Genomic DNA, 22,265 nt, shown 5'->3' with positions numbered 1-22,265 from the left:
CAGCCTGAAAATCCCCTGCTATACCCCTTGCTCCCGCTTACCTGCGCTCGTTCGCAGGAGTGAGCTCAAGGAGTGACCCATGTCCGATCCGAAATCGCCTGATTCCAAGTCCGACCAGCAAAAGTCCAATTTCCAATACAGCCTCAGCAACCTGAAGCCCGCCGCCCCGGTCGAGAAGATCACCATCAGCTTCCCCGACGGCGCCCGGCGTGAATATCCCCGGGGCACCACCGGCTTCGACATCGCCAAGGGCATCTCGCCCTCGCTCGCCAAGCGCACCGTCGCCATGGCGCTGAACGGCGATCTCGTCGACCTCAACGATCCGATCAATGAGGACGCCAGGCTCGAGCTCGTCGACCGCGACGATCCGCGCGCGCTGGAATTGATCCGGCACGATTGCGCGCATGTGCTGGCCGAGGCCGTGCAGGCGCTGTGGCCGGGCACCCAGGTCACCATCGGCCCTGTCATCGAGAACGGCTTCTACTACGACTTCTTCCGCAACGAGCCGTTCACGCCCGAAGACTTCGCCGCGATCGAGAAGAAGATGCGCGAGATCATCGGCCGCGACAAACCCTTCACCAAGGAGGTGTGGGACCGCGAGAAGACCAAGCAGGTGTTCCGCGACAAGGGCGAGGCCTTCAAAGTCGAGCTGGTCGACGCCATTCCCGGCGAGGAGCCGATCAAGATCTACTACCAGGGCGACTGGTTCGACCTCTGCCGTGGCCCGCACATGACCTCGACCGGCAAGATCGGCAACGCCTTCAAGCTGATGAAGGTGGCGGGCGCGTATTGGCGCGGTGACTCCAACAATCCGATGCTGACCCGCATCTACGGCACGGCGTTCGCCAAGCAGGAGCAGCTCGACGCCTACCTCAAGCAGATCGAGGAGGCCGAAAAGCGCGACCACCGCAAGCTCGGCCGCGAGCTCGACCTGTTCCACTTCCAGGAGGAAGGCCCGGGCGTCGTGTTCTGGCATCCGAAAGGCTGGAGCATCTTCCAGGCGCTGATCGCCTACATGCGCCGGCGCCTCGCCGGCGACTATGACGAGGTGAACGCGCCGCAGATCCTCGACAAGTCGCTGTGGGAGACCTCCGGCCACTGGAACTGGTATCGCGAGAACATGTTCGCGGCGCAGTCCGCCGGCGACGAGGCCGAGGACAAGCGCTGGTTCGCGCTGAAGCCGATGAACTGTCCGGGTCACGTACAGATCTTCAAGCATGGCCTGAAGAGCTACCGCGACCTGCCGCTGCGGCTCGCCGAATTCGGCGTCGTGCACCGCTACGAGGCCTCCGGCGCGATGCACGGCCTGATGCGCGTGCGCGGCTTCACCCAGGACGACGCGCATGTGTTCTGCACCGAGGACCAGCTCGCCGACGAGTGCCTGAAGATCAACGACCTGATTCTGTCGACCTACTCGGATTTCGGCTTCGAGGGTGAACTGACGGTGAAGCTCTCGACCCGCCCGGAGAAGCGCGTCGGCACCGACGAGATGTGGGATCACGCCGAGCGCGTGATGGCGACCGTGCTGAACGAGATCAAGGCGCAGAGCAACCACATCCGCACCGAGATCAATCCGGGCGAAGGCGCGTTCTACGGGCCGAAGTTCGAATATGTGCTGCGCGATGCCATCGGCCGCGACTGGCAGTGCGGCACCACGCAGGTCGACTTCAACCTGCCGGAGCGGTTCGGCGCGTTCTACATCGACGCCGACGGCGCCAAGAAGGCGCCGGTGATGGTCCATCGCGCGATCTGCGGCTCGATGGAGCGCTTCATCGGCATCCTGATCGAGCACTATGCCGGCAGCTTCCCGCTGTGGCTGGCGCCGACCCAGGTCGTCGTCACCACCATCACCTCGGAAGGCGACGAATACGCCAAGCAGGTGCTGGCGGCGCTGCGCCGCGCCGGGCTCAGATGCGAGATCGACCTGCGCAACGAGAAAATCAACTACAAGGTCCGCGAGCACTCGCTGCAGAAGATCCCGGCCCTGCTCGTCGTCGGCAAAAAGGAGGCCGAGACGCATTCGGTCTCCGTTCGCCGGCTCGGCCGCGACGGCCAGACGGTGATGCCGACCGCGGAGGCCATCGCCGCCCTGGTCGACGAGGCGACGCCGCCGGACGTGCGGCGCCGTCAGCGCGAGGCGGCGTGACGTCGTAGCGCGTGGCCCGCACGAGCGCAGCGACATGCGGTGTCGCCGCGACAGCGCGTGAGATCCCGGATGTCGCTCCCGCCGTCGCCCTAACGGGCTCCGGCGCGCGCTCATCCGGGCTACGCGGCTACGCCGATAGACTGGCGACAGCATCCGCCGAACCTCTGTCTCGACCCGCGGCCTGCAGCGCCACGTCGGCGCATTCGGCCATGTAGAGAAACATCGTCGCGAGCATCCGCTCGATCGCCTCGCGCCCCAGCGGCAGAATGGTGATGGCGTCGGTGCTGCGGATGAGCAGGCGCTTCTCCTCTGCGTCTCGCAGCAGCGTCAGCACGTGCTTGCGCGACACCGAAAAGCGGGTCGCCAGACCGTTGATTGAGAACGGCACGGGGCCGTCGGGCGGGAATGGCTGGTCCGGCCCGGCGCCTTGGGCCAGGCTGAACAGGATCACCATGCCCGCGGTCCGTTCGGCAAACGGCTCGAGCTCCGGCGCTCCGTCGAGGATCCGGACGCCGGCGATGAAGCGACGGCCGAGCTCGAGCACGAAGCTCTTCACGAAGGCCGGATCGTTCAACGCAGCCCGGTAACCCACGGCGGCCGGCAGCACCGCTCTCATGGCGTCGAACTGTACGCCCCAGCGCTCGCGATGCAGCGCGATCAGCTTGTCGGTCGGGACCAGCGGCCGCCGCCGGCGGTCCAGATTCGAGGCCGACGCCACCAGCCCGGTCGCCCGCATCAGCGCCAGCATGGCCTCGCAGCGGCCGCCGCTGCACAGGTCGAGCCTGGCACACATCTCCTTCATGGCGCCGACGGTGAGACCGAGCTCGCCGTCGCGCTGCTCGGCAAAATGCAGATACAGCGCGACGTGCGGAAACAGCGCCCGCGCCCGGTCGCTCAGCAGCGCATTGAGGATGCGATCGCCCCGATACAGCCTGATCGCCGATGCCGTCGACGCGCGCATCGCCCGTGCGAAACCAGCCGTCCCGCGCAGCCGCGCGACGGCGTCAGGTGACGGAATCAGTGCGGTCATCGGCACGTCAGATCTTGCACTCGAGGCAACTCCCGGCGGATCTCTTAGCACTATGTTTTTACCGGCCCGCCCAAGGTTCGACAATTCGCTGGGAATATCGTGCTTAGGACAGATGGCCGCATCGGATATGCCCGATCCGCGTCGTCCCGCGCGAAGTCTTCGCCGAAACCCGCAAAGGCTGCAGCACCGGGTGCCGTAGAACCGATCAAAACGCCGTGCCGTGGTCTCGTTGCAGGCGGAGGCGCATGCTATCTGTCGCGCGTGCAACGAACGAGACCCACCGACGTGACCGACGCGATTGAACTGCTGAAGACCCGCCGCTCCGTGAAGCCGCGCGAGATGAGCGGCCCCGGCCCCTCGCCCGCCGAGCTCGACACCATCCTGACCATCGGCGCCCGCGTGCCGGACCACGGCAAGCTCGCGCCATGGCGCTTCATCGTGTTCGAGGGCGACGGCCGCCGCCGCGCCGGCGAGGTCATCGCGGCCGTGTTCGCCAGGAAGAACCCGCAGGCGAGCGCCGCCGAGCTGGAGGTCGAGAAGAATCGCCTCATGGGGGCGCCGCTGGTGATCGGCCTCGTCAGCTTCACCCGGCCGCATCCCAAGGTGCCGGCCTATGAGCAGGAGCTCTCCGCCGGCGCGAGCGCGATGAACATCCTGACCGCGGCCACCGCACTTGGCTATGGCGGCTGCTGGCTGTCCGGCTGGTTCATGTTCGACCGCGACGTGATGGACGGTCTCGGCCTCAAGCCGGAGGAGAAGCTCGCCGGGCTCATTCATATCGGCAAGCCGACCAAGCCGAGCGAGGACCGGCCGCGTCCGGCGCTCGCGGACATCGTGACGCGGTTCTGACGAAGGCACGCGCGAGACCGGCGCGACCTTCAGGACCAAACGCCCGGCGATCGCTCGGCTCATTGGCGCGCCACGCTCCATCCGCCAAACATTGCGAGCGCAAACAATCCAGGATTCCTCCGCGGAGGCCGTCTGGATTGCTTCGCTGCGCCGCGCAATGACGCGCGGCGATGCCTCAGCCCCCAACTAATTGGCACTCCGAAGCCGCGTGCAACATTCCGTAGGCTTCCCTCTAATCCTCACGCCGCCTGCGATGATCTCGTGCCGAACTGCGCCAGCAGGCCCGCGATCTCCGAGGCCGGCTTGGCCGCGCTGAACAGAAAGCCCTGGACCTGGTTGCAGCCCTCGGCGCGCAGCCACTCGAGCTGATCCGATGTCTCGACGCCCTCGGCGGTGGTGATGATGTTGAGGCTCTTGCCGAGGCCAGAGATGGCGCGGACGATGGCGAGGCAGTCGGAGCGCTGCGCGAGATCCTTCACGAAGGAGCGGTCGATCTTGATCTTGTCGAACGGGAAGCTGCGCAGATAGCTGAGGCTGGAATAGCCGGTGCCGAAATCATCCATCGAGATGCGGATGCCGAGCTGGCGAAGCTGATGCAGCGTCGCCAGATTGGCCTCGGTCTCGGCCAGCAGGATAGACTCGGTGATCTCCAGCTCGAGCCGCTCCGGCGCCAGCGCCGACTGCGCCAGCGCCTGGACCACGACCTGCACGAGGTTGCGGCTGCGGAACTGCACCGCAGAGAGATTCACCGCGACCTTGATGCCGTCGGGCCATCGCGCCGCCTCGTGACAGGCCTCGCGCAGTACCCACTCGCCGAGCGGCACGATCAGGCCGATGTCCTCGGCCACGGGAATGAAATCGGCGGGCGAGATCATGCCCTTGTCGGGATGACGCCAGCGCAGCAGGCATTCGAATGCGGAGATCGCGCCTGTCGCGACGTCGACCAGCGGCTGGTAGTGCAGCTCGAACTCGCCCTGGGCGAAGGCACGGCGCAGATCGTGCTCCATGTCGCGGCGCTTCTGCGCCTGGCGGTCCATCTCCTTTTCGAAGAACCGATGCACGCGGCCGCCGTCCTGCTTGGCGCGGTACAGCGCCATGTCGGCGTTCTTCATCAGCTCCTCGCAGCTCGCGCCGTCGCCCGGCGACAGCGCGATGCCGATGGAGGCACCGATCACGAGCTCGTTGCCGTCGATGTCATAGGGCGCGCTGAGCGCCGCGATCAGGCGGGCGGCACACTCGCTGGCGTCGTTGGCGCCGCAGCTCTGACTGATGATCACCGCGAACTCGTCGCCGCCCAGCCGCGCCGCCAGCTTGCCGCCATGCATCTGCTGTGTCAGGCGGCCCGCGACCGCCTGTAGCAGCCGGTCGCCCATCGGATGACCGAAGGAGTCGTTGACCGTCTTGAACAGATCGAGGTCGATGCACATCACCGCGATGCGGCGGTCGGCCGCCCCGGCGCCGTCGAGCTCCTGCGCGAGGCGCTGCTGGAAGAATTCGCGGTTCGGCAGGCCGGTCAGCCCGTCGTGGTGCGCCATGTAGGCGATGCGCGCCTCGGCGCGACGACGCTCGGTGATGTCGACGATCGCGACCAGCACGCCGTCGCGGCCATCGAAGGTGATCTCGCGGCCGTAGGTCAGCACCTCGATCTCGCTGCCATCGGCCTTGCGATGGCGCCAGTCGCGGTGAAACAGATCACCGTCGGCCAGCCGCAGCAGCGCGTCATCGAGGCTTTCCCATTCGCCCGGCGGCCAGAGATCCCAGACATTCATGCACAGCAGATCCGCCCGGCCGTAGCCATAGTGTCCGACCATCGCATCGTTGACATTGAGGATCTGCGCGGTCTTCGCATCGAGGATGCACATCGGCACCGGGTTGGCGTCGAACAGCAGCCGGAACGAGGCCTCGCGCCGCTTCAGCGCGGTCACGTCGGCAATGGTCAATGAAATGATGTCGCCAAAGGCGTGGGCGCCGAGCCTGAGACTGCGCGCCTCGCTGTCGAGCTCGAACTGGTCGCTCCGCGCGTGCGTGACGACATCGAACAGCCGCGCCATCACCTCGGGCGTGCACAGCATGTTGCCGCCCTGCTTCAGCCGATGCCATTGCAGCGTCGCCGACGGCAGCCTGAGCAGGTCGGCCGCCGCGCGATTGTGATGAACCACCTGAAAATCGCAGGGCATGCCGACGCTGTCGCGGATGGTCGCGAGCGAGACCACGCCGTCATCCGTCGTCGAGAAGATCGCATCGAGCAGATTATATTGCGCGTCGCGCTCGTTGACGTAGGTCCCGACCAGCGTACTGCCCCACCGCGAGTTGGTCGGCAGCGCCAGCACGTCATAGCTGCGGACCATGCCGTCGCGGACGCAATGCGCATGAGCGAGATAGGGCTGGCCGCTGGCGAGCGCGCAATTGGCCGCCTCCACCAGCACGGTGGCGCAATCCGGCGACACGGCTTCGACCGCGACGTCCCAGCGCTCGTCCTGCAGCCATTGCTGGACGTAGCGGCCGCTGCGCGAAATCTGCAGGCCACCGTCCTCGTTGTTGAGCACCGCGATATGATCGGCGAGACGGCCGAGGCTGCCCAGCATGACGTCCTCGTAGCGCGGCAGGCGCTGGCCCGGCTTCAATGCCGCCTGCCATTTGCGCCTGAGCACCGGGATGTCGTCAAACAGATCGCTGCTGATCGTAGTCAGCGCCTTGGTCGTCGCGGCACGCATCATTCCCACTCAATCGCCACCCTGTCGGTCCCGACGGTATCTGAAGCAGACACGGCTTTAACGAGCTGTAAATGCATTGGCTTCGCGCCTTGCGCGCAGCGATTGTGACAGTTTTAAGTGGTTCCATGGTTATCGCGCATTAGCGACTGTGACACCGGTCGTGAGGTCGACGGCGATCGTCCGATGATGTTGCTCGCCCGCTGTAGTGTCGCTCTCGTCGTCCCCTGCACATGATGCGACCTCGCGATCCCGCGGCGGAATCCGCCCGGGTTGATGCATCGTTCTCTACCCTCGATGATGTGAGGGCGCAGGGAAGGCCGGACCTCGACCGAGGCCCGTGGCCCGCCTGCGAAAAAAATGCAGGCGGCAGGTACCACAGGTCAGCCGGAAACCCGGCCCTCCCTGCGCGATGGCTGAACGGCTGCTTCGCGTTCTCCCTGGTGCGCCGGGCTTTCTGGCCACCATCCCCACGCGAAGCGAAGCCTCAACGTGAGTTGACATCAGCATCGGGATATCAGGACCGCGCGACTTGACCGTGCGTAAAGGATCGTTCGTCGGCGCGAGCAACCCGCGCTGCAATCCACCACGCCCACCGCTCCCCGCCTCGCGTTTCGTGACGACCGCGATACGCCCCTCATCTCGAGGCGGGATGCGCGGAAAGATCGACCTGATTTGCCCGACGACACAAGAACTAATAACTGCGACAAAGTAACCCGACGGGCAGATGTGCACGACTTAGCGAGTCGTGTCGCGCACCACTGCTTCGACAATCACCGCTGTCGTCCCGGCCTTGAGCCGGGACCCATAGCCACCGGCCGCGGTGATGCGGGCCACTGACAGCTACGTCCCCCGATAGCATCCGCGGTATGGGTCCCGGCGTCCGCCGGGACGACACCCGTGGTCAGGCGCGCTCCTGCCAAAAACGCTTTTCTTGCATCAGTCCTCCTCCAGACGGATGCCTGCGTCGCTGAGCGCCCGCATGATCCGCTCGATGTCCTCCGGCTCGACCGTGCTGCCCGGGCAAAGCGCGTTGAGTTCATCGAACGTGATCCAGCCCTTGCGCTCGCCGATGGCGATGGCATTGCGGATGCTGTCGGATATCTTCATGCGGCTCTCCCCGGAGATTGGCTCTCATGGATGGTGGGGAGAGTCGGTTTGCCCCTGCGAACTTTCGCGCGTCCTACCGCGCGAGCACCTCGACCTCGCCGTCGACGCCGTTGACGACGCTGAAGGAGCGTTCGAACACCTTGCCTTCGTTCTTGGCGATCGCGCGGTAGTCGCCTTCGGACAGCACGACCTTGGGGAAGGCGCCGATCGATTCCTTGATCACGTCGCCGCCGGGGTTGATGACCGACCAGGCGGTGTTGGCGAGCGCCTCGCCGCCCTTGTCGGAGACGAGCTTCAAGGTGATGACCGCGGCGCGGTGCGTCACCGTGACGTCGGTGAGCTTGCCAGCCTGGACGCGGATGTCGGAGCGCACCACCGAGTTGGCGTCGCCATAGTTGGAGACGATGTAATAGGTGCCCTCCGGCAGCATCAGCATGTCGCCGGCGGCGACGTTCGGCACCAGCGGCGCCCGCTCGCGGCCGTCGAACTGGCTGCCCTTGTAGATGGCAAACGAGATCTGGTTCTGCGGGATCTTGCTGGTGCCGACCCTGCCCTCGAGGCGCAGGCCCCCGGCCGGCAGCACGAAAGATTCGCGATCGGTCTCCGTCTTCAGGTTCACCGACCTGACCGCGCTGACGAGGCCGAGCGCGACATGCACGACATAGGTGCCGGGCGGCAGCACGATGTTCGGCGTCGGGCCGCGATCCTCGCGCAGCATCTTGAAGGCGCCGGATTCGTCCGGCCGGTCGGCGAACACGCGCCAGACCAGACCGCCATTGATGTTCGGCAGGTCCTTTCCGAACCGCGCCGACAGCGACAGCACGCCCTGATTGGGAGCCGCGGCGGGTGGAGCAGCAACCGGCGGGATCGCAGCCGGCGCGCCGGGTGGGATCGCGGCGACGGGCGGTCCCGGCAGCACCTGCGGGGCCGGTGGCGGAATGGGACCGGCGGCGGGGCCGGAGGGTGGCGCCAGGCTCACCGCCGCCCCGGGATCGGGCACCGAAGCCGGCGGAATCGGCGGTGGCCGGTCGCTGAACAGTTGCGCCGCGGCCGGCAGCGTCACGAGCCCGGTCAGCGGCCACGACAAGGCGAGCACAAGCCATAGCCGCCCGCTGCGCCGGAATCTGGTGAACCCGCGACCTGTCGTCATCGTCTTGCTTTTGAACAAAAACGCGGCAAATTCAAGCCTCTACTCAACTGTCCCGGAGGAACCCCGTAAGCAGCGCGCGACTTGGTCGCATTCTCCGGCGGAGAGTTCAAATCAGCGGCATCCGGCGCTCCCGTCGACCCGGCATAAAGGATGCTTCTGGTAGGCTGGTGCTAGGCTGTCATGCGTCATGAGTCCGTTGCCGACTCGTTGCACACAGTTTGCGTAGGCGTGGAGATCTCGGTGCTGGACATTCTGAAAGGACGCCGTGCGAACGGAACCGAAGGTTCCGATGTCGGTCTCGGCACGATCCGCAAGCCGGTCATCGGCCTTGCGCTTGGCGGCGGCGCGGCGCGCGGTTTTGCCCATATCGGCGTGATCCGGACCCTGATGGCGCACGGAATCGTGCCCGATGTCGTGGTCGGCACCTCGATCGGCGCCGTGGTCGGCGGCGCCTATGCGGCCGGCCAGCTCGATACGCTGGAGGAATGGGCGCGCAGCCTGCAGATGCGCAACATCCTCGGCTATCTCGACATCCGCCTCAACGGCTCCGGCCTGATCGGCGGCGAGAAGCTCGCCGCCCAACTCGAAGCCTCGCTCGGCCGCGTCACCATCGAGGAGCTGCCGATGAAGGTGGCGACGGTGGCGACGGAGATCCGCACCGGGCACGAGATCTGGCTGACCCATGGCAGCCTCGTCGACGCGATGCGCGCCTCCTACGCCCTGCCCGGCATCTTCGCGCCGGTCCTGATCGGCGACCGCTGGCTGGTCGACGGCGCCATGGTCAATCCGGTGCCGGTGTCGGCGGCGCGCGCGCTCGGCGCCGAGATCGTGATCGCCGCCAACCTGTCGAGCGACGTGTTCACGCATTCGACGACGATCTACTCGCATGGCCAGCCGGTCGAGGTGCCGGAGACAGTGATGGAGAGCGCGCCGCCGAAGCGGCGCTTCCGCAGGCTGTTCTCGCCGGAGCGCGCGGTGAAGCGGCAGTTCTTCGGCGAGGGTGGCCGGCCGGGCATCTCGTCGGTGATGGTCGACGCCTTCAACATCATGCAGGACCGCATCACCCGCGCGCGCCTCGCGGGCGATCCGCCGGACCTTCTGATCTCGCCGCGCGTCGGCCAGATCGGCTGGTTCGACTTTCATCGCGCGGCCGACCTCATCGCGTTCGGCACCAGGGCGGCCGAACGTGCGCTGGATTCCATCCAGGAAGCGATCGGCGCGGTGACGCCGACCGGCGGCGGAGCGACTACGCCGTCTTGATGTACTGGCGCAGTGCTTCCTGCTCGGCCTCGTATTCCTGGACGCGCCACTTCACGACGTCGCCGATCGAGATCAGGCCGGCCACGACGCCGCCCTCGATCACCGGCAGATGGCGGAACTTGCCGTTGGTCATCATTTCCATGATCGAGGCGACGGTATCCGCAGGCTTGCAGCTCACCACCCGCCGCGTCATCACGTTCGACACCGGCTCGGTCAGCGCGGCGGCGCCGCGCTCGCCGAGCGCGCGGACGATGTCGCGCTCCGAGAGGATGCCCTCCATCCGGGAACCCGACATCACCAGCACCGCGCCGATCTTGCGGTCGGCGAGCCGCTTGGCGGCTTCGGCGAGTGTGGTCTGGGACTCGACGCTCTCGACCTGATGGCCCTTGGTGTCGAGGATCGCACGTACTGTCATTGCTCGTCTCCTTGAGGGGCCGGTGTGCCTTCTTGAGCGAGGCGTCGTTGCGGCCGATGCTTCCAGCGATCGTCAGTCAAGCGAGTCTTCAATCAACAGTCTGACAATGCAACGGATCCAATCCTTCTGATCGCGCTTTGGTTGCATTGCACTCCGCAAGCTGGCCTGCGCGGCACAAATCGCCTGCTTTCGTTCATCCGGAATCGTGCCCCGGTTGCAGTGGACACAAATGATGAATGAAATCACCTGCGCTCGCAAGCGCAGGATCGCGGCACCTAACGGTCGACCACGTCGGACGGCAACGCAGGCGCAGCATCGTCACGCACATGCGGGGTGGGATCGAACAGCGCAAACAGGATCAGTCCGGCGATGAATCCGCCGATATGAGCCTGCCAGGCGACGTCGGCGCCCTCGGCGCCGGGCGTGATGCCGCCGATGCCGAACACGATGTTGACGCCGAACCACACTGCCAGAAAGCCGAGCACCCGCGGATTGCGCAGCGCACGCGTCAGCGACAGCGCCGGAACCCTGGCCGCCGCCTCGGCATCGCCGCGGGTGAACGACAGGAAGCTGCCGCTCACGAAGGCAAAGCGCATCGCCGCCGCCATGGTGCCGGACACCGAGGCCGAGGCGCCGATCATCGGCGCCAGCGCGTGCTCGTGGGTGAGCAGATGCGCCAGCGCACCGGCCGCCGCCGTCACCGCCATGAACAGATAGAACCTGACCGCACCGAAGCGGCGCGCGAGCGCGCTGCCGAACGGCAGCAGCCACAGCACGTTGAAACCGATATGCGCCAGATTGGCGTGCAGAAGCGAGTAGCTGAAAAAGGTCCAGATCTTGGCCGGCGTGCCGCCGGGAAACGCCCCGTCCATCAGGGTCTGGTCGTATCGTTTCGGGACGAAGGCGAACAGGTCGACGATCCAGCCGTTCCACTCGTCCGGCAGCAGCACACGCAGATGGATCACCGCGATCAGCAGGATGTAGGCGGTCAGTGCGCCCGGCAGATTGAGGATCGGCTCCCGCGCCTGCTGGAGCGGCGGATCCTGCGTGAGGTCTGACGAGGGGGAATCCAACGGAACGCACGCCTTCGACGAGAGGAACAGATCCGTCAGATAGGCGGCTTTGGCCGGCCTGTGCAAGCGCATGGCGGCAGAGTTGATGTGCAGCCCCGGGCCGCGGAGGCGAAAGGACAGCCGATCCGCCAAAAGAAAGAGGGAGGGTTCTGAGAAAACCCTCCCTCCGAGACCTGCCGGCCTTTGCCGCGTCCGGAGCGCCCGGGGTCGTTTTCCCCACCCCGCCCCGTCGCGACGACCAGACTTGTTTGACGCCGCCTGCGTGTAACTCACCGTATCGCGGCGGACCTTCCACCTTCCGGCCGCGATCTGATGAACGCATTGTTAACGATCGCTCGGCGGCCGCCAAGCTCATCGTTAATTTAACCTTAACGCGCGGAAGGCCGGGGGAAAGCCGGCACGATCGCACCATCGGCATGGACGCTGCACCACCCCTCCTGCGAAAACAAACCAGGGAGGCGCCTGGACGAAAGCGGGACAGCAATGTCCTCCGTGACGTCGAGGGCGCGAGGGATCACCGAGATGAAACATCCGTCCAATCGCGAGCTCTTCGCCTATTGGAACGACAGGCGCGGCCATGCCAAGGCGCCGGAGCGCTGCGACTTCGAGCCGTCGGCCGTGCGCGAGCTGCTCGGCGACATCTTCGTCTTGTCCTGCGATGCCGACAGCGGCTTTCCGTTCCGCATGGCGGGCACGCGGCTGTGCGCCCTGCTCGGCGGCGACGTCAAGGACAGGAGCTTTCCGGCGCAGTTCGCGCCCGCCAGCCGCCGCGAGATCGAGGAGATCACCGCGGTGGTCTGCGAAGAGACGCTGCCGGCGATCGCCGGCGTGACGGCGCAGGCGCCGGATCGCACGACCGCGCATTTCGAACTCCTGCTGCTGCCGTTCGCCGCCCGCGCGCATGAGCCGATCAGCCTGACCGGCCTGCTCGCCCCGTTCGAGACGCCGCAAGGCGCGCTCGGTCCGCTGGAGATGGTGTCATGGCGCTACATCCATCCGCCCGCCGGACCGATCGTGCCGCGCGCGTTGCGCAAGCTCGCGCTCGCCCGCGGCCTGATGGTGTATGAGGGACTGCGCTGAGTGCAGCGCCGATCTCGTGGCCCGGATGAGCGCCAGCCGGAGCCCGAAGGGCGCAGGCGAAAGCGACATCCGGGACAGACCATCCTTACATCGCGTGCCCGCGTCGAAGCTGTCGCACGCCGACGGTGAATCGCCGGCGGACAGACGTCCCCGCATGTCGCTGCGCTCATGCGGGCTACGGGATCTGGGCTGCCGTCCCGCCTCCTCAATGTGAGCCGGTCAGCGGCGTGATCGGACTGCCGTCGGGAGCAAACGCGGCGACCTGATCCGAGATGACGAACGACGTGAGATCGCGCCCGACCACGAGCGGGCCCTCATAGCTCGTCCGCGTGCGCGCGATCAGCGCCTCTTCGGGCACGTCCTGGACCGGCTTCACGGTGGCGAACACGATGTGCGAGTAGACCGCCAGCTTCGGCTTCGCCTCGGTGAAGATCTTGCCGGCCTCCTCCGGCGAGGTGTGGTGGTCCTCGATCGCACGATAGTTCGGATAGGTCTTGATCAGTTCGGGATCGATCACCGCCACCTCGTGGATCAGAAGATCGGCGCCCTCCGCCGCCTTCTCCACCCGCGGATCGGGCTTGGTGTCGCCGGACAGCACGACCTTCTTGCCGTCGAATTCGACGACATAGCCGAGCGCCGGCTTGATCTTCTCGCCGTGATTGACCTCGATGGCGCTCACCCTGACGCCGTTGCGCTCGTAGACGACGCCGGGCCCAATGTCGGCCGCGGCGAAGGCGACGCCTTCCGGCGGATAGTGCTCGTCATCGATGCGGATGCGGATGTCCTCGGAGAAGGCCTTGGTGAGATTCTCCGTCATCGCCACTGTCCCCTTCGGTCCGAACACGACCATCGGCCCCTTGCGCGAGGCCCAGGGCGTGCCGATCCAGCCGCTCAGCCACATGTCCGGCAGTCCCACCACGTGATCGGAATGCAGATGGGTGAGGAAATGCGCGGTGATGCTGCCGAGCGGGATGCTCTTCTGGAACAGGCGGATCGTGGAGCCGCGTCCGAGGTCGAACAGCAGCCGCTCAGGCCCGGCCTCGATCAGGGTCGAGGCGCTGAAGCTCGACAGCCGCGGCGTCGGCGTGCCTGTCCCGAGCAGGGTCACCTTCATCTCGGCTGCCGCGGCCGGCGGCGATCCAGCCACCACGCAGACCACGACCGCCACGACGGCTCCCAACAAGCTCCGCATGAACGTCTCTCCCATCTCCGTTGGCGTCATTGGCGCGATGTCGCGCCTGCCCATTCTATCAGCTCGTCATGGCCCGCGGCAGAGTGCTGCAGGAGCACAACGTAACGCTGAATTAACCGTGAAGGACTTAGTTTCAACACTGGATCATCCGGCACGCTAAGAGCCGGCTTTGAGTGGCGAAACATGGCGTTGCCGAACAAAAAACTCTCTCTTCCGGCCGCCGAGGAGCGCCGCCGTTTCCAGCGGGTCAAGGTCCACCTGCTCGGCCGCTACATGCTGCCCGACCGGCGCGAGTTTCCCTGCCAGGTGATCAACATGTCGCCGGGCGGGCTGGCGCTGCTCGCGCCCGGCATCGGCAATGTCGGCGACCGCGTGATCGCCTATCTCGACCATATCGGCCGCGTCGAGGGCAAGATCACCCGCATCATCGACAATGGCTTCGCCATGACGATCGGCGCCACCGCGCGCAAGCGCGACAAGCTCGCCGCGCAGCTGACCTGGCTCGCCAACCGCGACATCCTCAATCTGCCGGAGGATCGCCGCCACGACCGTATCATTCCGCGCAACCCGATCGCGGTGCTGACGCTCGAGGACGGCACCAAGATGACCTGCCGCATCATCGACATGTCGCTGTCGGGCGCGGCGATTGCGGCCGAGACCAGGCCGCCGCTGAAATCGCAGGTCATGCTCGGCCGCGTCCAGGCGCGCGTGGTGCGAAATCTCGAAGGCGGCTTCGCGATCGAGTTCACGCACGCCCAGCTCGCCGAAACGCTCGAAGACAGCGTTACCGCGCGGTAAAGCCGCAAGCCTCTGAAATCCCGCAACTTCACGGAGCACACGGCGTCCGCCACCACGGGCGCCGTGTGGCGTTCGGCCAGCGCACAGGTGATCCGGCGCAGTTAATAGTTGACGGGAAAAGCGCAGGGGACCCTGCAACGGCAGCGGTTCCCGGCTTAATGCAGCGCATTCGATTCAACCGCGAATGATTCAAATTTTAGCTAGATTCGATTCAAGTGAAAGTCGAATAAGCCCTTTGTTTTACTTGGATTTGCGTCAAATCCATCGTGGCGATTTAGCGGCAGCGAAAAATCTTTGTGAGACACATGGTCCCAACGAAAACGGGGGCCAAAATGGTCAAGCGGACGGGACAGGCAACGGGGTGGGCGGTCGCAGCCTTCCTGATGGCGATGGGCGGGATGGCGCATGCCGGTGATGACCGGGTGCTCTATGCGAGCCTGGGCGACACCGCACGGGCGCCGATCGGCTGGGTCGAGTTCTGCACCGAGGCGCCCGAGGAATGCCGCGGCGGCGCGTCGCAGCCCCGCGACATCGTGCTGTCCCAGACCGCCTGGCGCGATCTGCTAAAGGTCAATCGCTGGGTCAACGAGAACGTCAAGCCCATCACCGACATGGACCATTGGGGCGTGGTCGAGAAATGGTCGCTGCCGACGGACGGCTACGGCGACTGCGAGGATTACGTGCTGCTGAAGCGCAAGCTGCTGATCGATGCCGGCTGGCCCCGCGAGGCGCTGCTGATCACGGTGGTGCGCGACAAGAAGGGTGAAGGACACGCCGTCCTCACCGTGAAGACCGACAAGGGCGAGTACGTGCTCGACAATCAGAACGAGAGCGTCGTCGCCTGGACCGAGACCGGCTACCGCTTCGTCAAGCGGCAGTCGCAGAGCGACCCCAACGTCTGGGTCTCGCTCGGCGACGGCCGCCCGGCAGTGGCCACCGCCAGCGCCAGAGAACGCTAAGGCGTCCGCAAGCGCTGATCAGAGAGGCGAGACACGAATTCGAGTTACGCGACCCGGTCACATCCCCACCCCTCCCCGTCCCAGACCGGTTCGCGCGCGGCCAGGCCTCCCCCAAGGCCTGGCCGCAACTTTTTTTGGCCTTGCTTTGACGATATGTCACAGGCGGGGCGCGGCGACGGCCGGCCAACCTTGTTTTCCCTCGACCGTCGGGTTTAGGTTGTCGGCATGATGATGATCCTGCGAAGCGCGACCTTGCTGGCCGCGGCCCTGACCCTGGCGAACTGCTGCATGTCCGGCGCCGGCTGCTCGGGACCGTTGGCCGCGGCCGGCCCAGCCGCGCCGGCGATGGCCGCTACGCCCGCGGTGATTACCGCGCAGCCGACGAGCGCTGCGGCCGACTGGGACGGCCGTGTCGCCACCTCCGACGCCGACACCGAGATGGTGACGGAGCCGGACATCGGCACGTCGCGCAAAGGCGCGAAGCGCCATGGCGACTCGCGGGTCGACGTGATGTCCGCGCAGTCGAGCTCCGGCTATCGCGGCCGGATGAGCTGGGAGGAGGAACAGGCGGCCGACCTCGCCGACGAGGCCCGCCTCAAGCAGAAGCTCACGATCTGCCGGAACTGCAGCGCAACGCAGTAAGCATTTGTCCGGCCGCAGTTTTCGGCTGGTCGCGACCGCGCCCCGGAACCGGCGTGGTGCATGCGGCGGGCGCGCCATTTCGGGCTTGCAGGCCTCGCTTTTGTCGGATTTCCTAATCAAAAGCTGACGACTTGGTTCGTTCGCCAGATGCACGATTTGCGGGCTGGGCGGACAGCGTTCTCTGCTCGAGTTTTTCGCCTCTCCCAGTTTTCGGGAGGAGCATCCGAAGCTTTTTCAATTTGGGTGGTTTCGTGATGAATCCGGTGACGCGCGACACCAGACGCTACCCCGAGAAGCTCAGCCCGGCCCCCGTCAAGGGCGCCCAGCCGATCGCGCTCGCAGCCGCGACGCTCGTGGTGCTGATCGCGGGCATCGGCGGCATCATGTTGTGGCGTGCCTATGGCGGCGCGCCGGAAGCCGAGCGCGGCGCGGTGACGCGGCAGTTGCAGGCGCGCACGGTGCAGGCGTCCGAGCAGTTGGTGGAGAAGACCAAGGGCCTGGAGGCCACCCAGCAGGAATCGATCGACCAGTTGCAGATGATGCAGGAGCAGTTGCAGAGCATGCGCCGCCTGCTCGCGGCCCAGCAGGCCGACACCAAGCGCCTGTCGGACCAGGTCTCGACCCTGAAGGACTCCATCGATGGCCTGCGCCAGTCGTTCGCCAGCACGCAGAGCTCGGAGCAGGCCGCGCCTGCTCCACGCAACCGCAGCATCCGCGCCCGCGCCCATGCCAGCCGCGGCGGCCATCGGCATCGTCGTAACCGATCCTGAGACGGCCGGTCCCGACGCCTGCTCGTAGAAAGCCCGCCGAATATTCCCAGGATCCTGTGAAGTGCTTCACAGATTGAAACCGGGAGTCACGCCATCCTGCCTTCACCGGATGGCGAGCCAATTTCAGGATGGCACAGGGCCAATTTCAATATCCGGGGCTGGCAAGGTCGTTGGCGCCATACTGCGCCGACGGCCTTGTTTTTTGTGGCGGCGCGTTCGACCGCCCGGAACGGATCCGACGCCGCGGCTCTCCGGCTGGTGACTTGCTTTTCCCCGTCAATTCTCGGCTCAATGCGCCCGTAAGACGCAGAGGAGCCCCCATGTCCGCCGATCCAGCACTGACGTCCGATGTCATCGGGCTGACAAAAGTCGCCCCCTTCTCACGCCGCGGCTTCATGACCGCGTCCGCTGCCGTGACGGCCGGCTACACGCTGGCTGCCGGCCCGGTGCGGGCCGAGGTCATTACCACCGACACCAACGGCCTGAATGCCGGAGATGCGAAGATCAAGGTCGGCGACCGCGACATGCCGGCCTATTTCGCGCGCCCCGCCAGCGCCAGCAATCCGCCCGTCGTGCTGGTCGCGATGGAGATCTTCGGCCTGCATCAGTACATCAAGGACGTGACGCGCCGTCTCGCCAAGCTCGGTGCGCTCGCCGTGGCGCCGGACTACTACTTCCGCGGCGGGACCGACCTCACCAAGATCACCGAGATCAAGGACCTGCTGCCGATCGTGAATGCCAAGCCCGACGCGGAGCTGCTGTCGGACCTCGACGCGACGGTGGCCTGGGCCAAGTCGCAGGGCGGTGACACCTCGCGTCTCGGCATCGTCGGCTTCTGCCGCGGCGGCCGCACCGTGTGGGAATATGCGGCGCATAGTTCGGCGCTGAAGGCGGGCGTTGCGTTCTACGGCCCGCTGATCGATCCGCCCAATCCCGCCTGGCCGAAGAGCCCGACGCAGCTCGCACCCGAGATGAAGGCGCCCGTGCTCGGCCTCTACGGCGAAGCCGACACCGGCATTCCCGTCGCCAGCGTCGAAGCCATGAAGACCGCGCTCGCCGACAACAAGAAGACCGCTGAGTTCAAGATCTATCCCGGCGCGCCGCATGGCTTCCACGCCGATTATCGCCCCAGCTATCGCAAGGACGCCGCCGAGGACGGCTGGGCGCAGATGCAGGCGTGGTTCAAGAAATATGGCGTGCTGAGCTGACAGCCGCGGCCCGGGCGAGCGAACCCGTCAGACTGCGCCCGCGAGGCTTCCCGCATGTCGCTTGCCGCATGTCGCTTGCGTTCATGCGGGCGCCGGACCGTCGGCTGCTAGCGCAGGCGACGATCGTCGCGACGGATCTTCGCCAGCTGCCTGCCGCCCTGCTCGAGCTCCCAGGCCATCCAGACCAGCGCGGCGCCCAGGCTGACGACGACGCCCATGAAGACAAACGTGAGTTCAGGGGATGTGAGTGTGTTGATCATGCCTGGATCCCATGCAAGCGTTGCGCCAGCTACTTCTCCGCCGCCGCTCCGCCGATCGGAGCGGCAACAAATCGTCACGAGATGTCGTTAAGGCGAAGTGACCGGATCGGCCGGTCGCCTCACCCAAGCTTCATTCACACACCTCGACGTTGCGGAAGCGCCAGCCGCGCGCTGTCCGCACACGCTTGCGGGCGACGTAACAGCCGCCGAGGTCCTCGTAGGTGTACGGGTAGTAATAGGGATAGCCTCCGTATCCGTAGTAGCCGGGATAACCAAAACCCAAGCCAAACCCGAGTCCAAAACCCGGGCCAAAGCCACGATGGCCGAAGCCATGATGGAAACCGCCCGGCCCGTGCGCCGACGCCATGCCCGGAATCATTGCGGCCGCGATCACGGCGCCCGCCAGCAATCCCATCAATCTCTTGCGCATCGATCCGTCTCCAAATTCAACCGGCATGACAATGTCATTGCACTCGGTACTGTCCATCGAATGTCTCTAAGCCGGATTTGGAACGGCGCGCGGGCAACCCCGCTCACATCTGCGCGATCTCGATGTCGTTACGTGACGTCCGGAGCCGCGGGCAATATTCAGCAACCGCGGCAGATGCTCTTCACCTTCCGGTCGGCCGTCTTGTTCTCCTGCTGAACCTGCTCATCGGTATCACTGGCGCGGTTCGGTCCCGTCGCCGCGGTGCCTCCCGCCGCTCCACGACCCACGCCGGTCGTGACGCCGGAATTGCTCGACCCCACCCCGCTTGCGCCCGAGCCGGACGACTGCGCTGTGCCGAGGCTGTTAGTCCCGTTTGCAGCTGCCGCCCCCGGTTGCGACAGCCGCGAGGGATTGCTGCCGCTTCCGGCTTCGTTCTGCGCGTTGCCGAGACCGGCGATGTTCCCTGATCCTGCAGCGGTACCGGTCGTGCCGGTGCCGGCGGCTCCCGCGCTCGCCGCGCCACCGGCGCTCGCTCCACCGCCAGCGCCTCCGCCTTGCGCGAACACCGCAGTGGCCGTGCCGAGGCCTGCAATCACGATCAAGGTGCCCAATGAAAACCTGGCCATGGGACCGTCTCCCTTTACACTTCAACCCAGCCGGACGGACCGCGTTCCGGAACGAATGTTGATCGGAGAGGATTGATGGGGCGAGGAGAGCAAGGAGCCGTGCGCAAGCTGATCGCCTTCGACGAGGACACGTTCGACAAGCTCAAGCAGCTCGGCCGCGATCAGATGCTGAGTCTGCAGGACCTCGCCGACGAGGCGTTCATGGACCTGTTGGAAAAGCACGGCGTACCGGCGGATCTGAAGGACGCGCTGCGCAAGAGCGCTGCGGAGGATGGCGATGGCGCAGGCAAGCCTGCGCGCAAACGCAAGAACGAGCCCGACGACAAGTCCAGAAACCAGTCGAAGCACAAGCCGAAGCAGAGGAGCAGGACGTCAGCATGAGCACCGACCCCGATCCGTTCGAACAGGGCGAGCGCGCCGCGCGCGCGAACATTCCGGCCGAGGCCAATCCCTATCAGGACGGCAGCGAACAGCATGCGCTGTGGGCGAGCGGCCACGAACGTGTCGCCAGCGCAGCGGAGGCAGGCGAGTCCGAAGGGACGTGAAGAATCTCCGACTCCATCGGCCGTGACGTCAGCCGATCTTCTTCAGACCCTTGGTGTAGCGCGGTCCCTTGGCGACATAGGCCTTGGCCGCGATGCCCATGCGCTCGACCTGCGCCGGCTCCAGCGTGCGCACGACACGCGCGGGCGCGCCGATGATCAGCGAGTATTCCGGAAAATCCTTGCCCTCGGTGATGATGGCGCCGGCGCCAACGACGCTGCCACGGCGGATATGCGCGCCATTCATGATGATCGAGCCCATGCCGATCAGGGCATCATCCTCGACCGTGCAGCCGTGCAGGATCACGTTGTGGCCGACGGTGACGTTGCGGCCGACGCGCAGCGGGAAGCCAGGATCGACGTGACAGGTGGCGTTGTCCTGGATGTTGGAGCTCTCGCCGATCTCGATCCAGTCATTGTCGCCGCGGATCACCGCGCCAAACCAGACCGTGACCTCCTTGGCGAGCTTCACCCGGCCGATCACGGTGGCATTGTCGGCGATGTAGTAGTTGCCGTCCGCCGGCAGCTCGGGCGCCTGCCCGTCGAGTTCGTAGATGGCCATCGAGGTCTCCCGTTCGCAGGCGACCTTGGCACAGCCCCCGGAGCGATTTCAAGCAAGCGCCGCTGCGGCGCCCGGCACGGGAACTAGGCCAGCACGCCCGCGGCGCGCAGCGTCATCACCACGAAGGTGCCGCACATCATGCTCCAGAAGCCGGCGATCACGGTCGCCAGCATCACGAACTCGAAGCGACGGCGCTCGATGCGGGCGCCGCGCAGCGTGTTGCGCATGATGATGAAAGGCGCGGCGAACACCAGGAATGGCACCGCGGCGAACCGCCGGGGCGTGACGCCCTCCTGCAGCAGCTCGAATCCCGGCGGACGTTCGGCATAGGCCTGGTAGCCGCTCGCCAAGGCGCCGGCCAAGGCGAAACCGATGAGGAGCGAGAACAGGGAATTGAACGCCTCTGCCGACATCGTACGCACTCACACACTTGCAGAACTGACCGATGCTGGTTTGGCAAAAAGCGACCGCGCCCGCCACATTATCCTTAAGGAAGGGTTAATGGCGGCCGCGGCCGGTGCGCGGCTCCCTGCAGGTAAGTTTCTGCAGAATGCCGCATCGCCATGGCATAGTCGGCGCTGATTCGGTCCTTGAGATCCCCTGCCCGCCATGACGATGTTTTCGGTCCGCAGTGCCCGCCCTTCGAACGGACATGGCCATGCCGTGCCGATCATCCTGGGCTGCGTGCTGGCGGCGGCGGCAATCGCGCTGGTCGCCTACCTGCTCTGGCCGACCTGGCGCGCCGGCACCTTCAAGGGACCCGAGCGCCTGCCGGTCAGCATCGGCGGCACCGTGTTCAACGTGCCGGCGGCCGCCATCCGGGTGAAGATCCAGCGCCATACGGGGCCGCAGGAGCGCGTCGATCTCGGCTTCGAATATCCCTCGCTCACGCCGCCCGAGGCGCCGCATCACGTCAGCGCCGACCAGATCGATCAGGCGCCGCACCCGATCGATCGCATCTTCGTCTCGATATCGGCGCATCACGACGCGATGTCGCCCGAGATGCGACTGAAGACGATCTATCCGCGCTATCTCAATCCGACGGCCGTGCCGGTGCAGGACGGATTGAGCATGCGAAGCTTCCGCGCGGGCACAGCGTACGACATGGAGGATCTGTTCACGGCCGAGCAGCCTTTGCTGGTCGCCCGCTGCACGCGTGATGCCGCCACGCCGGGCATGTGCCTCAGCGAGCGCCGCGTCGAGGGCGCGGATCTCGTGTTTCGCTACCCCCGCAGCTGGCTGTCGCAATGGCAGGACGTGGCGAGCGCGATGGAGCGGCTGACTGCGCAGATGCACGCGGTGAAGTAGGTCGTAGGCAATCGTTGAAATCGTGGCCCGGATGAGCGCAGCCCGCGCACGGACGTCGAATGTGAGAGCTGCCAAACTCTCTCCGATCGTCATTCCGGGGCACGCGAAGCGTGAGCCCGGAATCCATACTCACGAGCGGATGTT

Annotated in this window: 24 protein-coding genes; 12 read left to right on the top strand and 12 right to left on the bottom strand. The window is 66.0% G+C overall.

Translation table 11 applies throughout. The features are described 5' to 3' along the window. The first annotated feature begins 79 nt into the window (after positions 1-79). Positions 80-2,146, top strand: a complete 2,067-nt coding sequence (gene thrS / locus ACQR03_RS01910; protein WP_315826215.1) for a threonine--tRNA ligase — start codon at positions 80-82, stop codon at positions 2,144-2,146. A 127-nt stretch (positions 2,147-2,273) separates the two neighbouring features. Here the strand turns inward: thrS and ACQR03_RS01905 are convergent, their stop codons facing one another. Then, complete coding sequence (locus tag ACQR03_RS01905; RefSeq protein ID WP_409977893.1) at positions 2,274-3,176, bottom strand: hypothetical protein; 903 nt, start codon at positions 3,174-3,176, stop codon at positions 2,274-2,276. Positions 3,177-3,461: 285 nt separating this feature from the next. Between ACQR03_RS01905 and ACQR03_RS01900 the strand changes: the two genes are divergently transcribed. After that, positions 3,462-4,025 carry a nitroreductase family protein gene (locus tag ACQR03_RS01900; RefSeq protein ID WP_315826217.1) on the top strand — a complete coding sequence of 188 codons (564 nt, stop codon included), beginning with the start codon at positions 3,462-3,464 and terminating at the stop codon, positions 4,023-4,025. A gap of 239 nt (positions 4,026-4,264) precedes the next feature. On the opposite strand, the gene ACQR03_RS01895 is transcribed toward ACQR03_RS01900, so the two are convergent. The 3 genes from ACQR03_RS01895 to ACQR03_RS01885 form a co-directional block, all read right to left on the bottom strand. After that, positions 4,265-6,739 carry a putative bifunctional diguanylate cyclase/phosphodiesterase gene (locus tag ACQR03_RS01895; protein WP_434841576.1) on the bottom strand — a complete coding sequence of 825 codons (2,475 nt, stop codon included), beginning with the start codon at positions 6,737-6,739 and terminating at the stop codon, positions 4,265-4,267. A gap of 936 nt (positions 6,740-7,675) precedes the next feature. Next, positions 7,676-7,846 (bottom strand): RNA polymerase sigma factor region1.1 domain-containing protein, encoded by a 171-nt coding sequence (locus ACQR03_RS01890; protein ID WP_434841510.1) that lies wholly within the window; start codon positions 7,844-7,846, stop codon positions 7,676-7,678. A 73-nt stretch (positions 7,847-7,919) separates the two neighbouring features. Beyond that, positions 7,920-8,996, bottom strand: coding sequence for a hypothetical protein (locus ACQR03_RS01885; protein WP_315826218.1), 1,077 nt, complete (start codon positions 8,994-8,996; stop codon positions 7,920-7,922). A gap of 240 nt (positions 8,997-9,236) precedes the next feature. Between ACQR03_RS01885 and ACQR03_RS01880 the strand changes: the two genes are divergently transcribed. Then, on the top strand, positions 9,237-10,256 hold the full coding sequence (locus tag ACQR03_RS01880) for a patatin-like phospholipase family protein (RefSeq protein WP_315714674.1): 1,020 nt from the start codon (positions 9,237-9,239) through the stop codon (positions 10,254-10,256). On the opposite strand, the gene ACQR03_RS01875 is transcribed toward ACQR03_RS01880, so the two are convergent. After that, positions 10,243-10,671, bottom strand: coding sequence for a CBS domain-containing protein (locus ACQR03_RS01875; RefSeq protein WP_315714675.1), 429 nt, complete (start codon positions 10,669-10,671; stop codon positions 10,243-10,245). The two genes, ACQR03_RS01880 and ACQR03_RS01875, sit on opposite strands and share 14 nt — an antisense overlap. A gap of 275 nt (positions 10,672-10,946) precedes the next feature. After that, positions 10,947-11,744 (bottom strand): rhomboid family intramembrane serine protease, encoded by a 798-nt coding sequence (locus ACQR03_RS01870; protein WP_434841577.1) that lies wholly within the window; start codon positions 11,742-11,744, stop codon positions 10,947-10,949. A gap of 522 nt (positions 11,745-12,266) precedes the next feature. Between ACQR03_RS01870 and ACQR03_RS01865 the strand changes: the two genes are divergently transcribed. After that, positions 12,267-12,824: a PAS domain-containing protein gene (locus ACQR03_RS01865; protein ID WP_315826219.1), complete on the top strand. Its 558-nt coding sequence runs from the start codon at positions 12,267-12,269 to the stop codon at positions 12,822-12,824. Between the two features lie 205 nt (positions 12,825-13,029). On the opposite strand, the gene ACQR03_RS01860 is transcribed toward ACQR03_RS01865, so the two are convergent. Next, a complete protein-coding gene (locus tag ACQR03_RS01860) occupies positions 13,030-14,016 on the bottom strand; it encodes an MBL fold metallo-hydrolase (protein WP_316202842.1) in 987 nt (328 codons plus the stop codon). 183 nt (positions 14,017-14,199) lie between these two features. Here ACQR03_RS01860 and ACQR03_RS01855 point away from each other — a divergent pair, with 183 nt between their 5' ends. The 5 genes from ACQR03_RS01855 to ACQR03_RS01835 all read left to right on the top strand — a co-directional run bounded on the left by ACQR03_RS01855 (position 14,200) and on the right by ACQR03_RS01835 (position 18,393). After that, complete coding sequence (locus ACQR03_RS01855; RefSeq protein WP_315714678.1) at positions 14,200-14,814, top strand: PilZ domain-containing protein; 615 nt, start codon at positions 14,200-14,202, stop codon at positions 14,812-14,814. Between the two features lie 332 nt (positions 14,815-15,146). Further along, positions 15,147-15,773 (top strand): transglutaminase-like cysteine peptidase, encoded by a 627-nt coding sequence (locus ACQR03_RS01850; RefSeq protein ID WP_315714679.1) that lies wholly within the window; start codon positions 15,147-15,149, stop codon positions 15,771-15,773. A 225-nt stretch (positions 15,774-15,998) separates the two neighbouring features. Then, positions 15,999-16,415 carry a hypothetical protein gene (locus ACQR03_RS01845; protein ID WP_316202843.1) on the top strand — a complete coding sequence of 139 codons (417 nt, stop codon included), beginning with the start codon at positions 15,999-16,001 and terminating at the stop codon, positions 16,413-16,415. Between the two features lie 254 nt (positions 16,416-16,669). Further along, complete coding sequence (locus tag ACQR03_RS01840) at positions 16,670-17,185, top strand: hypothetical protein (RefSeq protein ID WP_315714681.1); 516 nt, start codon at positions 16,670-16,672, stop codon at positions 17,183-17,185. Between the two features lie 395 nt (positions 17,186-17,580). Next, positions 17,581-18,393 (top strand): dienelactone hydrolase family protein, encoded by an 813-nt coding sequence (locus tag ACQR03_RS01835; RefSeq protein WP_434841578.1) that lies wholly within the window; start codon positions 17,581-17,583, stop codon positions 18,391-18,393. Between the two features lie 107 nt (positions 18,394-18,500). On the opposite strand, the gene ACQR03_RS01830 is transcribed toward ACQR03_RS01835, so the two are convergent. From ACQR03_RS01830 to ACQR03_RS01820, 3 genes are all read right to left on the bottom strand, one after another. Then, on the bottom strand, positions 18,501-18,653 hold the full coding sequence (locus ACQR03_RS01830; protein WP_315715000.1) for a hypothetical protein: 153 nt from the start codon (positions 18,651-18,653) through the stop codon (positions 18,501-18,503). A gap of 130 nt (positions 18,654-18,783) precedes the next feature. Then, positions 18,784-19,083, bottom strand: coding sequence for a hypothetical protein (locus tag ACQR03_RS01825; protein ID WP_315714683.1), 300 nt, complete (start codon positions 19,081-19,083; stop codon positions 18,784-18,786). Positions 19,084-19,241: 158 nt separating this feature from the next. Next, positions 19,242-19,709 carry a hypothetical protein gene (locus ACQR03_RS01820; RefSeq protein ID WP_434841511.1) on the bottom strand — a complete coding sequence of 156 codons (468 nt, stop codon included), beginning with the start codon at positions 19,707-19,709 and terminating at the stop codon, positions 19,242-19,244. A gap of 75 nt (positions 19,710-19,784) precedes the next feature. Between ACQR03_RS01820 and ACQR03_RS01815 the strand changes: the two genes are divergently transcribed. Beyond that, complete coding sequence (locus ACQR03_RS01815) at positions 19,785-20,090, top strand: hypothetical protein (protein ID WP_315749454.1); 306 nt, start codon at positions 19,785-19,787, stop codon at positions 20,088-20,090. Next, on the top strand, positions 20,087-20,254 hold the full coding sequence (locus ACQR03_RS01810; protein ID WP_434841512.1) for a hypothetical protein: 168 nt from the start codon (positions 20,087-20,089) through the stop codon (positions 20,252-20,254). Before ACQR03_RS01815 ends, ACQR03_RS01810 begins: the two co-directional genes overlap by 4 nt. 28 nt (positions 20,255-20,282) lie before the next feature. Here the strand turns inward: ACQR03_RS01810 and ACQR03_RS01805 are convergent, their stop codons facing one another. Further along, positions 20,283-20,813 (bottom strand): gamma carbonic anhydrase family protein, encoded by a 531-nt coding sequence (locus tag ACQR03_RS01805; protein ID WP_316170253.1) that lies wholly within the window; start codon positions 20,811-20,813, stop codon positions 20,283-20,285. 83 nt (positions 20,814-20,896) lie between these two features. Continuing rightward, positions 20,897-21,226: a DUF6949 family protein gene (locus ACQR03_RS01800; RefSeq protein WP_009027540.1), complete on the bottom strand. Its 330-nt coding sequence runs from the start codon at positions 21,224-21,226 to the stop codon at positions 20,897-20,899. A 196-nt stretch (positions 21,227-21,422) separates the two neighbouring features. On the opposite strand from ACQR03_RS01800, the gene ACQR03_RS01795 reads away from it, so the two are divergent. Further along, complete coding sequence (locus ACQR03_RS01795) at positions 21,423-22,121, top strand: hypothetical protein (RefSeq protein ID WP_315714688.1); 699 nt, start codon at positions 21,423-21,425, stop codon at positions 22,119-22,121. Positions 22,122-22,265: the final 144 nt, after the last annotated feature.

Origin of the sequence: Bradyrhizobium sp. HKCCYLS3070 (assembly GCF_051167575.1) — a bacterium.
GTDB lineage: Bacteria > Pseudomonadota > Alphaproteobacteria > Rhizobiales > Xanthobacteraceae > Bradyrhizobium.
Note: the sequence above shows the minus strand (reverse complement) of the source record. Positions and strands in the feature narration are given on the sequence as shown.